This window comes from Streptomyces sp. NPDC006551, from assembly GCF_040611675.1.
Taxonomy (GTDB): domain Bacteria; phylum Actinomycetota; class Actinomycetes; order Streptomycetales; family Streptomycetaceae; genus Streptomyces.
The window spans coordinates 84559-96952 of sequence record NZ_JBEXOT010000009.1; the positions used below are offsets into that span (position 1 = coordinate 84559).

The window sequence follows — 12394 nt, forward strand, 5'->3', positions numbered from 1 at the left end:
TGTGTCCGGCACTCCGCCGCCTCTCCCGTCGGGCCGTCCCTGTGTGGAGGCCAGCGGTACACGATAGGACGGGTGATGAGCGCACTGCCCGCGATTTACAGCACGCGGACTGTGGCCCATTCCGCATACGGCTTTCCCCAGCTCGGCCCCGTCGGGCGCGCCGGATGCCGGGGGCCGGCCGGGGCCGTCACTCGGTGGCAGTCCACCCCGGGACCGTCGGCAGTACCTTCTCGGCGATGCGGTGGAGCACCACGTCGTTCGGTATCCCACCGCCGGAGCGCCACAGGGTCACCTCGAAGGAGCCGCCGCTGTCCTTCGCGTCCTGCGCCACGGCGAGGGCGCGGGCCGGGACGCCGGGACCGCTGTCGGCGTCACTGCCGTCGAGGCGGAAGCTGATGCGGAGCGTGTGGCCCGAGTAGATGACCGCCGGGCGGCCCAGAACCGTGCGCTGCCGCGCGTCGCCGCCCAGGAGGGCGGCGGAGCCGGCCACCGGAAGGCGATCGTAGGTGGCGGACAGCGTCACGGTGTACGTGTCGAACTCGACGCGGGCCGAAGGAGTGGCGATCGCCTCGCCACCGGCGAGCTCGAGAGAGCCGCCGTCGCCGCTGGCGGTCTTCGCGATCTCCTCTGGTGTGCCCAGCAGTTCAGCGAGGTCGGGACGGTTCAGCGCCTGACACAGTTGCGCCCCGGAGACGTGCCGGGGCGCCTTCCCGCCCTCCCCCGGCGCCTTCTCCGGCTCCCCACCCGAACACGCGGCAGGCGCCAGGGCAGTGTCCGAGCGCGGCGTCTCCCCGATCTCCCCCAACGCCCACAGGCCGACACCGAGTACCGCGACCAGTGTCACGGCCGTTACTGCCTGCCCCAAGGTGCCGGCGCCCCTCGGGAGCGCGTCGATATCGCTGTCCATCTCCCCCACAAGCGGTGATCCCCCCGGATACGTGCCCGGGGACCTTAACCCGTGATCTTCGGGCGGACAAGGAGGGGCGGCGCGCGGTCGAGCGCGGGATCAACCGGCTGAAGCGCCACCGCGGTTGCGACGAGGCACGAGAGGTTCGCCGTCTCCTATCCGCGCGACCTCGGTCTCGCCGGCATCGAGAAGTGGCTGTGGCGGCAGGGAACCCGCTGCGGCCCTTCGCCTGCGGTTGGCGACCTGGTCGGAGGGGTGAGGATCACTCCGTCAGGCGTCCCGAACCAGGAACGCGTCGACCAGCTCGGCGAACTCGTCGGGTGCCGCGATCCGGACGCCGAGATCCTCCGCCTTCGTGCGCTTGGAGCCGGCTTTCTCGCCCGCGACCAGGAGGCTCGTGCGCTTGGAGACGCTGGACGAGGACTTCCCGCCCGCCCGCTCGATCAGCTCGTTCATCTGGTTGCGTGACAGCTTCTCCAGCGGGCCGGTCATGGCTCCCGTGACGACCACCGTCATCCCGGCGAGAGGCTGCTGTTCCGTCCCTTCACCGCTCTCGGCGCCCGCTTCCGTCCCGGGCTCCGGGGGCGGTGTCGCGCCGGGCTCCGTCATGTTGACGCCCGCGTTCACCAGCTTCTCGATCAGCGGGGCGAGCTCCGCCAGTTCCGAGACCACGCCCGCCGCCTTCTCCTTGCCTATCCCGTCGACCAGCTGAAGCGTCTCCGCGTCGGCGGCGACGATCCGGTCCATGGTGGCGAAGTACCGGGCGATACGCCGGGACATGGAGCGCCCCGTGCCGCGTACCCCGAGGGCACAGAACACCCGTGACAGCGGACGGCTGCGGGCCGTCTCGATGGCGGCCAGCAGATTGTCCGTGGAGGTCTCGCCCATCCGGTCCAGGGCGAGCAACTGATCGCGTTCCAGGGTGAAGAGGTCGGCGAAGTCGGCGACCAGGCCGGCGTCGACGAGCTGCACCACCCGGGTGGAGCCGAGGCCCTCGATGTCGAGCTGGTCGCGGCCCGCCGCGTACGAGACGGAGGCGACCAGGCGGCAGTTGCGCCCCCGCGTGCACCGCCAGCGCTGCTCGCTGGTGTCGATCTCGGAGCCGCACTGCGGGCACGTCCGCGGGAACTCGATCGGCTGCTCCTCGCCGGTCCGCAGATGGGCGACGGGCGCCTCGATGCGGGGGATGATGTCGCCCGCCTTGTAGACCATCACCTGGTCGCCCAGGCGTAGATCCCGCCGCCTGATGTCGGCCGGGTTGTGCAGGGTCGCGAAGCTGACGGTCGATCCGTCGATCTCGACCGGATCCAGGACGGCGCGCGGCGCGATGATGCCGGTACGGCCGACGTTCCACTCGACGCCCAGGAGGCGGGTGACCTTCTCGACGGCCGGGAGCTTGTACGCGATGGCCCAGCGCGGCGCCCGCGTGCCGGACCCCGCCTCCCGCTGGTCGGCGGCGAGATCCGCCTTGATCACGATCCCGTCGATCCCGAACGGCAACGAGGCGCGCAGCGCGGCGACTTCCTCGACTCTGGCCTGCACCTCCTCGGCCGTGGTGACAGTGCGCGGCGCCACGTCCGTCTCCGCCGCCGTGTGCACGCCGAGTCCGGCAACGTACGCGACGACCTCGCTGTGCGGGAGCTCGGCCAGCGTGGCGGTCAGTTCCCCGGAGTCGGGCAGCGGGATCGCGCCGTACGCGAAGAACGTCATCTCGACGCGATAGGGCCGGTCCTTGGCACGGAGTGTGCCGGCCGCGCCGTTGCGCGGGTTGGCGAAGGGGGCGCCGCCGTGCTCCGTACGCACCGTGTTGGCCTGTTCGAACTGCTCGTTGGTCATGAGGACCTCGCCGCGCACCTCGATCGTCACCGGTGAGCCGAGCTGTTCGGGCAGACCGACGATGGTGCCGATCGCATGCGACACGTCCTCGCCCGCGGTGCCGTCGCCTCGGGTGATCAGCCGGTCCAGCCGGCCCTCGTGGTAGCGCGCGGCGACGGCCAGCCCGTCGAGTTTCGGCTCCACGCTCCAGGCGGCGACGGGTCTGCCGATGCGCCGCTCCAGCGACGCGGCCCAGGTGACGAACTGCTCGGCGGAGAACACGTTGTCCAGGGAGAGCATGGGGACGGTGTGGGGTATGTCGCCGACGGCGGCGCCGCCCGCGACCTTGCCCGTGGGTGAGGCGTCCAGCACCCCCTGGGGGTGCTCGGCCTCATAGGCGGCGATCCCTCGTACCAGGCGGTCGTACGCGTCGTCGTCGAGCGTGCTCTCGCCCGTGGTGTAGTACGCGGCGGCGGCCTGCGCGGCCTGGTCGACAGCGGCGGCGTACGCGGGCGCGTCGGCGAGCACAACAGCTGAGTTCGTCGTCATGCCCCCATCCTCTCGCCCACCACTGACACTCGGCCTGACGGCGGCGAGGGTCCCGAGCTGCTGCTTGGCCAGGGTCTCGTTCGCTCTCGGGGGTCGCTCGGTGAGGGCGTCGTGCCGCCAGGGTCACAGCATGCGACGCAGCAGCCTGTCACGGTCGATGAACTGATGCTTGAGCACCAGACCGACGTGGAGGGCGAGAGCGGCGAAGAACGCGACATGTGCGGCGATGTGGACCAGGAGGACGTCGTCGCCGGTGGTGAGCAGAGCCAATCCGGTGGCGGGCACGAGGAAGGTGAGCCAGTACAGCGCGCTCTCGGTGCGGTGGGCGAGGCGTCGCTCCCGTGCGGTGAGCGTCGGCGCCCAGGGCGGCAAGGGAGTCAGCCGCCGCCAGGCGAGCCGGACGATGCCGAGCACGATGATCGTGACGCCGAGGAGGACGTGCGCGGTGAGGAGCGGGTCGTCCCCGAAGGCGGCGTACTCGTCACCTCCCCTACCGCGCCCCCGCCCTGGTCCACCGCCCCTCCCTCTGCCACGGCCACGGCCCGACTCATCGGCGTCGAGGAGGTAACCGACGACGAACTGCGCGGCGAACGCGGCCACCACACTCCAGTGCAGGACCTTGGTGAGGGGCCGGTACCCGGTGCCGCTGCTGCCCATGACCCCAGTGTGAGCCACCCCGCCTCGGTCCTTCGCCTCCCGCCCTCCTCCCCCTACGGCGCGACCGCGGCCTCCGGCCGGCGGACATGGGCCGCCCATGTCCGCCGAACGTCATGAAGCGCCGGGCTGCGGTGCCTGGGGCGCGTGCGCGGCCGGGGTGCGCAGGGTCAGGATGGCGATGTCGTCGTCGTTGTTCCGGACCGGGCGGGCGCGCTCCAGCAGCAGGTCGGTGAAGGCGGCGAGGGGGCGGTGCACCAGCGAGGCGGCGTGCTTGCGCAGCCGCTCCAGGCCGTCGTCGATCGAGTGGTCGCGGCTCTCCACGAGCCCGTCGGTGTAGAGAACCAGCGTCGACTGCGGAGGAAGGACGATGCGCGTGTCGGTCCGCTTCGCCGACAGGCCGGTACTCAGCAGCAGCCCGTGCCCTTCCGTGAGGTAGCGGGCCTGCCCGTCGTGCGTGACCAGGAGCGGCGGCGGGTGGCCGGCGTTGGTCCAGGCCAGGTGCCAGGCCCCGTCATCGGTCTGTTCCAGGATGCCGAAGACCAAGGTCGCCATCGAGACCCCTGCGATGTGCATGGCCGACTCGTCCAGCCGGTGCACGATCGCGCTGGGCAGGTCGCGGTGGGTCCACGCGTACGCGCGAAGGATGCTGCGGACCTGGGCCATGCCCGCCGCGGCGTCCAGGTCGTGTCCGACGACGTCACCGATCGCCAGCGCCGTCGTGCCGTCGGCCAGCGTGAAGACGTCGTACCAATCGCCACCGACCTGCGAGGCGTCCGGCGAGGGGACGTAGCGCGCGGTCATCTGCAGCCCCGGGATGGACGGCAGCTGCGGCAGGAGGTGGCGCTGCATCGTCTCCGCGACCTTGCGTTGCCGCTGGTACAGACGTGCGTTGTCCAGAGCCAGCCCTGTACGGCGGGTGATGTCCTCCACCAGGGACAGGTCCGCCGGGGTCATCGCGTCCGGGCGCTTGGACCGCCCCAGAGTCAGCGCACCGAGCACGTCCCGTACTCCCCGTATCGGCGCGATCGCCGCCGAATGCATGCCCGTCGCCTCGAACAGCCGCCGCTGCTCCATGGCGATGCCGGAGTCCGGAGGCCCCTGGTACGTCGCCGGCGTCACCAGCGTGGAAGCCGCGCCCCGCAGGGCCCGCGACAGCGGCATCGGCGACTCGGCCGGGACCGGTGGCATCGGCCCCTGGAGGTCCTCACGGAAGATCAGCGCGTCGTCCTCATAGTGGACCACGATGACCCGCTCCACCTCGTCGGCCTCGGTGATCAGGTCCACCACGACCCAGTCCGCGAGCCGGGGCACCACCAGTTGCACCAGACGGCGCAGCGCCTCGTCGCTGTCGAGTGTCGAGGTCAGCTGCGTGGTCGTCTCGGCCAGCAGTGCCAGGCGCTCGAGCTCCGAAAGGGTCGCGCCGGCGCCTGCGGCTCCCTCGGGGGTGGCCAGGCCGGTGCCCTGGTCGTGGAAGATCATCAGCGTGTCCGCGCCGGAGTCCGTCGATCCGGCGCAGGGGATGATCGACCAGGACAGCTCGGCCAGGCTCCCGCCTCCCTGCTCGAACCAGCCGCGGCCGGTCTGCGTGCGCCGGGCCAGGACCGCTTCCTCGACCCGGCACCGAGCCCTGGCCAGCGGCTGGCCGTGGCCGTCGCGGTGCAGAAGGTCGTGGGCGTCGCGCCCTATGACGTCGGCGGCCGTGATCCTCAGCAGCCGCTCCGCGTGGGCGTTCACCGCAATGATGACGCCGCAGTCGTCCACGACGCATGCCGCCGCCGCAAGCCCACCGGGCAGCTCGGGAGGCGAAGCCGCACCGCGCACGGATTCGCTCTCGACATCCTCGTCCTCCATGATCGCCCGTGCCTCCTTGGCCTGGCCTTGGCCGTCGTTGTCGTCAGCCTTGCAGATCGCCCCGGGACCTCACTTGCAAACACTATGGCCGTCTGCGCTGATCGGGTGCCAGGGCGGGCGGGCACCGCAGCGGGGGTCGAACGCCTTCGCCGACGCCGGCGAGGCGACACATGCCCGGCGTCGGATACGGAATGGGATCAGGAGTCGGCCCTCCTGGGCGCGGGGTCCCGTCCCGGCCGCGGACGACCGCCTGAGCGATCAGGTCGTGCCCTGGCAGGGCAGTGGGGGATCACTCGAACGGGGACACCGCGTATGAGTCGCCGGCCGTCCCCACTCGCCGGGCGAAGCGACACGACGACCCCGCGAGCAGGGCGACGCGGGTCCGGTCGGTGAGCCTGGTTCTATGGGGCGAACCGGTACGACGTGTGCTGCCAATCGAGAGCGATCAGCGTGTCGTGCGGGCCGACGGTGGAGGCCGGCCCTCGCTGGACGGCCCCGACCAGGCGGTCCAGACGCACGCCATCCGGATCGTCGTCGAGAGCGACGAGGCTCCAAGTCCGTACCGCGCCTCCGGACGTCACCTGTCCGTCCCCCGGCGGCGAGGCCTTCGAGGCAGCCATGAGTCAAGGCAAGCGGCCAGGTGGGCCGATAGAGTGCTGGGTGTGGGGGGACTTGACTTCGGGATCGGCATGAAGCCGTGCAAGTGGTGCAAGCGGCAGCTCGAGCAGCGTGCGCGGTGGCGCTCGAGGCGCTTTTGCAACAACTGGTGCCGGGTGAGGTACCGCGTGGCCAGGACGGTCGAGGCTGTGCTCGACAACGTCTGAGCTGCCGACGCCGGCGGTGTCGCCGCCGCGCCACGACCTCGGCCGGGCTCAACAAGGAGCCGTTGGGGTCGCGGTCGGAACCGTGGACCGTGGACTCGGGGCCTGGCGAACGAGGCGCGCAGGCACCGGCGGACCGTTCACGTCCGGGTGTTCAGTGAACGGTCCGCACGGCTGCCGATCGGTCGTCAGTGCGGGTTGCCCGCGTGGGTGAGCGTCTCCCACGCCACGAACAGGTTGTTGGTGCCGGCCGGGCGCTGCTGCTCGGTCAGGCGCTGGGTGTTGGTCATGGTGTAACCCATGCGGTTGGCCAGGGCGTTGAAACCGACCTCGGTGGTGGGACCGAGCTTGTCCTTCAGGACTCCGCCGCAGAGGTTGCCCGGCACCGGCTCGGCGCCGAGTTGGTACTTGGAGTGCAGTCCGAGCGTGTGCCGCAGCCGGTCGGCGACCTCGGGATAGAGGTCCTGCCCCTGGATGCGGCTGGTCTCCGCTATGTGGGAGATGGCCGAGAAGCCGTAGCCCGCGTGGGTCAGGTCGCGGCAGGTCTCTTGACCGAGTCCGTTCCAGGCGAAGGTCGACTGGCCCTGCCAGTAGCGGACTATCTCGTCGCGTGTGTCCAGGCCCGAGCCGGGGGCCACCTTCGGCAGACTGCCGTCGCTGGTCAGATAGATGTACGCGGGGACGCGTCCGCGGAACTTCGCGACGGCCCTGTCGTAGGCGGTGCGGTCTTCGAGGAAGACCGCGATGCCGATCGCGGCCTCGGTCATGCTGAGTTCCCAGTTGCCGTTGGAGTGGGAGCCGTTCGCGACTTCCGGGAGGTAGACGTCGCGCAGCATGGTGCCGAAGCGGCCGGAGTTCGGCCACCCGCCGGAGTAGGTGTACTTGATGATCTCGGCGGCCCTGGGCCAGGTGGAGCCGGCCCAGCCGGACTGCAGGGGCGCGTTGCTGTTGGTGTGGTCCCTGATGACTGCCGACCAGGCGTCCATCAGCTCGATCGACTTCTTGGCGTACCGGCTGTCGCCCGTGATGTACCAGGCCAGCGCCGTGGTGTAGGCCGCGATCGCGTCCTCACGTTCGTCGGTACAGCCGAGGTTGGGGTTCGAGTACGACCCGCACTCGACGACCGCGCGCGGCTTGGGGACACGGGAGAGGGAGGCGTACCTGCCGGCCATCATCTGGTCGTAGGCGGCCTTCCACGGCTGAGCACCGGACGCCACCTTCGCCTTGGTGAAGTCGAGTTGGGGCCGGCTGACGAGGACGCCGGGATGTGTGAAGGACGCGGGCGCGGCGACGGTCGCCGGTCTCGGCGCCGCCGTGCGTTCTCCTGCCGAGGCGGGAGGCATGAGGGACGCCGCGAGAAGCCCGGCGACGACAGTGGAGAGGGACAGTACGAAGACTCCGGGCCGGCGCCGGTCGTGTCTGGCCGTGGTTCCGGTGCGCATGGGCTGCCTTCCGGTTGTGGGGGGGCACGCAAGCGTTCATGTCCATGAACAAGGGGCTTTGTTGTGAACGCGTTGGGTGTGGAAGGTAGGGGGCCAGCCATGGGCACGTCAAGAGAGTGCGTTCGGCGCATGAGCGTCGTGAATCGAGCGGCGGCGGCGGCCGTCAGCCCGGGGGATGGTCCGGACGGCGGGGGCTCACGGGGGAATCGGCTGTTCGGCCCAGATCGTCTTGCCCGTCGAGGTGTACCGGGTGCCCCACTGCTGGGTCATCTGGGCGACGAGGAACAGGCCGCGGCCGCCCTCGTCCTCGTTGCCGGCGCGCCGTAGATGGGGGGAGGTGTGGCCGGTGTCGGAGACCTCGCAGATCAGAGAGCGGTCGCGGATGAGCCGGAGCTGGATGGGGCCGGAGGCGTAGCGGATGGCGTTGGTGACGAGCTCGCTGACGACCAGTTCGGTGGTGAAGGAGAGGTCGCCGTCCAGTCCCCACGCACCGACCTGCCGGGTGGCCAGCGCGCGGGCCCGGCCCACCACTTCGAGGTCGTCGGCCAGGTCCCAGGCGGCCACCTCGTGACTGTCGAGAATCCGGGTGCGTACGAGGAGGAGTGCGGCGTCGTCGTCGACAGGGCCGGGCAGCAGCGTGGCGACGACACGGTCGCAGAGGTCCTCCAAAGGGCGCCGGTGGTCGGCGAGGACGCCGTGCAGCGCGTCGAGTTCGGCGTCGCGGTCCCTGCCCCGGCCCTGGACGAGCCCGTCGGTGAACAGGGCGATGACGCTGCCTTCGGGGAGGGTGAACTCGCCGCTCTCGAACGGCAGGCCGCCGAGGCCCAGCGGCGGTCCCGCCGGAAGGTCCGGGTGGGCGACCGCCCCCGTGGCGGGGTCGACGACGGAGGGCGGCGGATGGCCCGCGCGGGCCATGCTGCATCGCCCGGTCACCGGGTCGTACACGGCGTACAGGCAGGTCACGCCGAGTGCCGCGTCGTCGGTCTCGGTCTGAACCGTGGCCTGCTCGTGGGCGTCCTGGGTGATGAGTTCATCGAGGCGGGCGAGAAGTTCGTCGGGCGGCAGGTCGAGCCGGGCGAGCGCGCGGACGCTCGTCCGCAGGCGGCCCATGGTGGCGGCGGCGCGCACGCCGTGGCCGACGACGTCGCCGACGACCAGGCCGACGCGAGTACCGGACAGGGCGATCACGTCGTACCAGTCACCGCCGACTCCGGCGCTGCTGTCCGCCGGCAGATAGCGGTGGGCGACGTCCACACCGGTCAGCCGCGGAAGGTTCCGGGGCAGCAGGCTGCGCTGCAGGGTGAGGGCGGCGGCGTGTTCACGGGTGAAGCGGCGGGCGTTGTCGATGCTGACGGCGGCTCGGGCCACCAGCTCCTCGGCCACGAGCAGGTCACCGGAGTCGAACGGGTCGGGGTGGTCGTCTCGGCAGAGGGTGACGACGCCGAGCGGGGCGGCTCCGGCGTGGAGCGGCACGGCGAGCCGGGAGTGCGCGCCGCCCGCGTCGCGTGTCCGGCGTTCCCCCACGGAGCGGCCACCGGCCAGGCAGCGGGCCTGGAGCGAGTCCGGCGCGTGGTCGACCAGCCGGGGGCGGTGCTCGCTCCGTACGGGCGGGTCGGTGGGCGCGAGCTGGTCGGTACGGGCAGCCGCGTCGGTGGGCGCGAGCTGGTCGGTGCGGACGGCTGAATCGGTACGGCCGGGCGTGTCCGTAAGGCCGGTCGAATCCGTATCGCCGGGCGTGTCCGTAAGGCCGGTCGAATCTGTAAGGCCGGGCGTGTCCGTATGGCCGGGCGTGTCCGTAGCGTCGCCCGGGTCCGTTCGGGCGAGGCGGTCCGGGTCGACGTCTGGCGCCGCCACGGCGGACGGTCGTTCCCAGACCCGTACGAAACGCCTGGCGGTGGCCGTTCCGGGGGGCGGCTGCTCGCCCTCCAGGACGACGTCGATGAGGTCGACCGTGATGCCGTCGGCGAACCGCGGGACCACCACGGCCGAGAGTTCCTGCGCCGTACGTGTCATGTCGAGGGACGTGCCCACTCGGCCGCCGGCCCGTACGAGAAGGTCCAGCCGCTGCTGGGCGAGGTAGCGGTCGGTGATGTCGACCGTCTCCTCGCAGACGCCCACGGCACTGCCGTTCGCGTCCTGAAGCCGGTAGTAGGAACAGGACCAGACGTGGTCATGCTCGGGGTCGGCGGGCGGGCGGCCGCTGTAGTGGAGCTCGATGACGGGCTCGCCGGTGGTGAGCACCCGGCGCATGGTCTCTTCCAGCGTGGCCGGGTATCCGTCGGAGAGGATCTCACCGTCGGTGACCATCTCGTCGGGGCCGAGTCCTGCGTACTGCGTGGGCCCCATCTCGTCGCAGAGGGCGCGATTGGTCCAGACGACCCGCAGGTCGGTGTCGTAGATGGCGAGGCCGACGGGCGACTGGGTGGCCAGGCCCCGGAGCATCGACTGGAGGGCCTCCCACCGCTCCGTCTCGTCGGCGTCCGCCAGGAAGAGCAGCCGGGCGGGCCCGGCCCCGGTGTGGGACAGCGGGAGGGACGCGGTAGCCACGCGGATGACGTGGCCGTCCCGGTGCCCCATGTGGAGCACCTGGTGCCGGGCCTCGGCCGCGCCCGGCATGGGCTTGGCCGCCCGGTGCCGACCGGGGTGGTCCACGACGAACGTGCCGATCGGGCGGCCCACCGCCTCGTGCGGGGGGTATCCGAGCAGCGCGTAGGCAGCCGGCCCCCAGCCGACGACCGTGCCGTCGGCGTCCAGGACGGCAGTCGCCGCTTTCGTCACGTCGAGAGGACCGCGGAAGTCGGCGTCCTCGGCCGCGTACACCGCGCTCATGGCACCTGCCTTCTTACGTAACCTCATGGTCGGTCGGGGGTACGTGCGGCACAACCGCGCTCGGCCCGGACGGGTCGTCCCCGGCCCCTCGCCACCTCCGTCGCCTCGATCGCCTCGATCGCGTCGATCGCGTCGATCGCGTCGAGTCCAGGCCGTACGAACAGGTCTCCCGTCGCACGCCCGGGCGCCCCGTTACAGGCGGCGGGGGCCGGGGTACCTCTGCGCGGACACAAGCGGTGTCTTCGTATCGAGGAGAGGTACGACTCGTGCAGATCGGATACAAGCTCGCCGCCGAGGCCTTCGGTCCGGCGGAACTGGTACGCCAAGCGGTTCTCGCGGAACAGGCGGGGTTCGACTTCGTCGAGATCAGCGACCATTACCATCCCTGGCTGGACAACCAGGGGCATTCGCCGTTCGCCTGGACGGTCCTGGGCAGCATCGCGGCCAAGACCTCACGGATCGGGCTGGCCACGGGCGTCACCTGCCCGACCGTGCGCTATCACCCCGCGATCATCGCGCAGGCCGCCGCCACCCTCGCCCTCCTCTCGGACGGGCGCTTCGTCCTCGGTGTCGGCTCCGGCGAGCGGCTCAACGAGCACGTCGTCGGCCGCGGCTTCCCGGACACGGTTCGCACCCGGCACGAGATGCTCAGGGAGGCCCTGCAGATCATTCGGTTGCTGTGGCGTGGCGGGTACCAGTCGTACGAGGGCAGGCATCTGCGGTTGGAGGACGCCCGGGTCTTCGACCTCCCGGAGAAGCTGCCCCTGATCGCGGTGGCCGCGAGCGGCGGGCCGTCATCGCGTATCGCCGCCGAGCTGGGCGACGGCCTGTTCGCCACCGAGGACAAGCCGGAGATCGTCCGGCACTACCGTGAGGCCGGCGGGACCGGGCCGGGCTACGTCGAGGTCCCCATGGCGTGGGCGCCCGACGAGCGGACGGCGGCGAAGGCGGTACTGGAGACGTCCCGCTGGGCGGTCACGGGGTGGAAGGTCATGAGTGAGCTGCCCAACCCGGTCAATTTCGAGGCGGCGACCACGACCGTGCGCGAGGAGGACGTTCTCGAGAAGTTCGCCTGCGGCAACGACCCCGCGCGGTACACCGAGGTGGCGCAGAGCTTCGTCGACGCGGGCTTCGACCGGCTGGTCATGCAGAACGCCGGCCCCGACCCGGACGGCTTCATCGACTTCTTCCAGCGCGAGCTGAACGAGCCCATGAGACGACTGAGGCCGAACGTCAACGAGGCCTGAACCCGCCCCGGCGCGCTGGTACCTGACACCCTTACGCCCTTTCGCCCTCACGGCCGCAGGGCGCGTCGGTCACCCTCAACGGCGGGACCAACAACTGGTGGGCGAGCACCATGGCCGACAACGGCCAGTGGGGCTGGGTCCCCGAGGTCTACTGCACGGGAGGCGCCGACAACGAGGACGACGCCGGCCTGCTGATGCCGGGCCCGATCAGCTGCGTCTACCCCTGCAGCAACCTCTACCCGATGCCGCCGTGGCGGGTCTGACGCGGTAGGTGGC

Annotated in this window: 9 protein-coding genes; 2 read left to right on the top strand and 7 right to left on the bottom strand. The window is 71.2% G+C overall.

Features of this window, described 5'->3' with window-relative positions; all coding sequences use genetic code 11:
- Positions 1 to 187: 187 nt before the first annotated feature.
- The 7 genes from ABZY12_RS12435 to ABZY12_RS12465 all read right to left on the bottom strand — a co-directional run bounded on the left by ABZY12_RS12435 (position 188) and on the right by ABZY12_RS12465 (position 10871).
- The gene (locus ABZY12_RS12435; RefSeq protein ID WP_356889261.1) at positions 188 to 865 is read right to left on the bottom strand and encodes a DUF6215 domain-containing protein; all 678 of its coding nucleotides are present in this window, start codon (positions 863 to 865) and stop codon (positions 188 to 190) included.
- Positions 866 to 1177: 312 nt separating this feature from the next.
- Entirely contained in the window at positions 1178 to 3271 is a 2094-nt protein-coding gene (gene ligA / locus ABZY12_RS12440) for an NAD-dependent DNA ligase LigA (RefSeq protein WP_356889262.1), read from the bottom strand.
- 123 nt (positions 3272 to 3394) lie between these two features.
- A complete protein-coding gene (locus tag ABZY12_RS12445; protein ID WP_356889263.1) occupies positions 3395 to 3928 on the bottom strand; it encodes a cytochrome b/b6 domain-containing protein in 534 nt (177 codons plus the stop codon).
- A gap of 111 nt (positions 3929 to 4039) precedes the next feature.
- A complete protein-coding gene (locus ABZY12_RS12450) occupies positions 4040 to 5779 on the bottom strand; it encodes a SpoIIE family protein phosphatase (RefSeq protein ID WP_356889264.1) in 1740 nt (579 codons plus the stop codon).
- A gap of 401 nt (positions 5780 to 6180) precedes the next feature.
- Positions 6181 to 6399: a DUF2716 domain-containing protein gene (locus ABZY12_RS12455; RefSeq protein WP_356889265.1), complete on the bottom strand. Its 219-nt coding sequence runs from the start codon at positions 6397 to 6399 to the stop codon at positions 6181 to 6183.
- A 389-nt stretch (positions 6400 to 6788) separates the two neighbouring features.
- A complete protein-coding gene (locus ABZY12_RS12460) occupies positions 6789 to 8042 on the bottom strand; it encodes an alginate lyase family protein (RefSeq protein ID WP_356889266.1) in 1254 nt (417 codons plus the stop codon).
- 195 nt (positions 8043 to 8237) lie between these two features.
- Complete coding sequence (locus ABZY12_RS12465) at positions 8238 to 10871, bottom strand: SpoIIE family protein phosphatase (RefSeq protein WP_356889267.1); 2634 nt, start codon at positions 10869 to 10871, stop codon at positions 8238 to 8240.
- A gap of 266 nt (positions 10872 to 11137) precedes the next feature.
- Between ABZY12_RS12465 and ABZY12_RS12470 the strand changes: the two genes are divergently transcribed.
- Both ABZY12_RS12470 and ABZY12_RS12475 read left to right on the top strand, forming a co-directional pair.
- Entirely contained in the window at positions 11138 to 12118 is a 981-nt protein-coding gene (locus ABZY12_RS12470; RefSeq protein ID WP_356889268.1) for a TIGR03557 family F420-dependent LLM class oxidoreductase, read from the top strand.
- Between the two features lie 110 nt (positions 12119 to 12228).
- Positions 12229 to 12381 carry a hypothetical protein gene (locus ABZY12_RS12475; RefSeq protein WP_356889269.1) on the top strand — a complete coding sequence of 51 codons (153 nt, stop codon included), beginning with the start codon at positions 12229 to 12231 and terminating at the stop codon, positions 12379 to 12381.
- The last annotated feature ends 13 nt before the right edge of the window (positions 12382 to 12394 follow it).

What these genes read in the sequence shown, in the direction of transcription:
- ligA (WP_356889262.1), bottom strand. Translation starts at nt 3,271, where the DNA reads ATGACGACGAACTCAGCTGTTGTGCTCGCCGACGCGCCCGCGTACGCC.
- ABZY12_RS12445 (WP_356889263.1), bottom strand. Translation starts at nt 3,928, where the DNA reads ATGGGCAGCAGCGGCACCGGGTACCGGCCCCTCACCAAGGTCCTGCAC.
- ABZY12_RS12450 (WP_356889264.1), bottom strand. Translation starts at nt 5,779, where the DNA reads ATGGAGGACGAGGATGTCGAGAGCGAATCCGTGCGCGGTGCGGCTTCG.
- ABZY12_RS12455 (WP_356889265.1), bottom strand. Translation starts at nt 6,399, where the DNA reads ATGGCTGCCTCGAAGGCCTCGCCGCCGGGGGACGGACAGGTGACGTCC.
- ABZY12_RS12460 (WP_356889266.1), bottom strand. Translation starts at nt 8,042, where the DNA reads ATGCGCACCGGAACCACGGCCAGACACGACCGGCGCCGGCCCGGAGTC.
- ABZY12_RS12465 (WP_356889267.1), bottom strand. Translation starts at nt 10,871, where the DNA reads ATGAGCGCGGTGTACGCGGCCGAGGACGCCGACTTCCGCGGTCCTCTC.
- ABZY12_RS12475 (WP_356889269.1), top strand. Translation starts at nt 12,229, where the DNA reads ATGGCCGACAACGGCCAGTGGGGCTGGGTCCCCGAGGTCTACTGCACG.